General features: G+C 30.6%; 3 protein-coding genes. All 3 read right to left on the bottom strand.

Features of this window, described 5'->3' with window-relative positions:
• Positions 1 to 625: 50S ribosomal protein L11 methyltransferase (locus HG1285_RS01870; protein ID WP_008289280.1), on the bottom strand; the 625-nt coding region annotated here is incomplete at its 3' end.
• Positions 622 to 1,050, bottom strand: coding sequence for a hypothetical protein (locus HG1285_RS01875; protein ID WP_008289279.1), 429 nt, complete (start codon positions 1,048 to 1,050; stop codon positions 622 to 624). The genes HG1285_RS01870 and HG1285_RS01875, both read right to left, overlap by 4 nt.
• 3 nt (positions 1,051 to 1,053) lie before the next feature.
• Positions 1,054 to 1,479 (bottom strand): helix-turn-helix transcriptional regulator, encoded by a 426-nt coding sequence (locus HG1285_RS01880; RefSeq protein ID WP_008289278.1) that lies wholly within the window; start codon positions 1,477 to 1,479, stop codon positions 1,054 to 1,056.
• Between the last annotated feature and the right edge of the window lie 37 nt (positions 1,480 to 1,516).

Raw genomic sequence — 1,516 nt, 5'->3', positions numbered from 1 at the left:
TATTTGCAATTATCACATCGTACTTTTCATTAATCTGACTAACATCCCTAAGCTGGCAGTTTATTTTTACTTCATTTTCCCATGCATTTGTTTTACACTCTTCTACGGCTTCTTTGTGTATATCAACTGCATCTACCGGATTTGCTCCAAGTTTTGCAGCTGCTATTGATAAAACGCCAGAACCACAGCCAGCATCTAAAACTTTATCATGCGGATTTACATACTTTCCTACAAATGATAAAGCTATTTGCGTTGTAGCATGTTTTCCTGTTCCAAATGCCATGCCAATTTTTAGCTTTATTGGAATTAGATTATTTCCTTTATAAACTTCCCATTCTGGTAGTAAAACAAATGGTGGTATTTCTATTGGCTCAAAACCTTCTTTCCATACTTCTTCCCAGTTAACTTCAGGAACATTTTCTTCCAAAATAATTTTTCCATTCCCAATGTCTTCAAAAACTTCATTTAAGGCTTCTTTTACAGTAGTAATTTCATTATCTTCTGCATAAATGGCAAAAAATGTTTCATTTTCATCTTTATTTAAAATTTCATACCCATAACCGTTAAATTCCACTAAAAATATTTCAAAAAGCTGTGAAGGAATACGGCAAATTATTTTTTTCATTTATTTTTCCTTTCTATGTAAAAAGTAAGATTACCATATGTATCGTATTCGGCAATAATTTCATAGTTGGTGTTGTTTATATTTTCATTGAAAACTATATTGTGGTATATATTCACTTTTCCATTGCTTTTTATTCGTATTTTTCTTATTAATTTACCTTCTTCTAACTGCAGTTTATAATTTATTTTTAGGTAAGGTCCATCAGAATGTTCAATTTTTTCAATTTTTTCTATATCTGGTAAAGAAAGTGTTTCTATATATTCTATCCATTGGTCGTATAATTCTTCATACTGGATTACAATTTTGCCAATTCCTTCTAATTTTTCAAAATTTAAATTTTCTTTTTCTATATCAAATATATCCTTTATTTTTTCCAGAACTTTTTTGAAATTTTCTTCTACTTCTTTCCGAACCCCTGGTTCCAAAATTTATTCCTCTTTGTTCTTTTTATATGTATTATACATGTATTCTTCTACTTTTGTAATCTCTATTTTAGGCATTTTAACAAGTGCTTTTTGTCGCTCTTCCACATCTTCTGCATATCTTTTCATTATTTCTTCCTGTATGTAATTTAACAAATATTCTATTTGCATTTGCATTTCCTTCATCTGCTGTCTCATTCTTAGTATAGCATCAACTCCAGCAAGATTAACTCCAAGTTCCCTTGTTAAGAACAGTATAAACTCTAACTTTTCAATATCTTCCTGAGAGTAAAGTCTTGTCTTTCCTTCAGTCCTTGAAGGCGTTAAAAGCCCTTCCCTTTCATAAAGCCTTAAAGTTTGCGGATGGATATTAAACATCCTTGAAACAGCACCTATCATATATAAAGGCTCTTTCTTTTTGTCTTTGCTCATGGCTTATCACCTCTCTTACTGTGCTTTTTCAAATCTT

The sequence above is a fragment of the Hydrogenivirga sp. 128-5-R1-1 genome (assembly GCF_000171895.1).
The sequence above is the reverse complement of the archived record's forward strand: the minus strand, read 5'-3'. Positions and strand labels throughout refer to the sequence as shown.

What these genes read in the sequence shown, in the direction of transcription:
- HG1285_RS01880 (WP_008289278.1), bottom strand. Translation starts at nt 1,479, where the DNA reads ATGAGCAAAGACAAAAAGAAAGAGCCTTTATATATGATAGGTGCTGTT.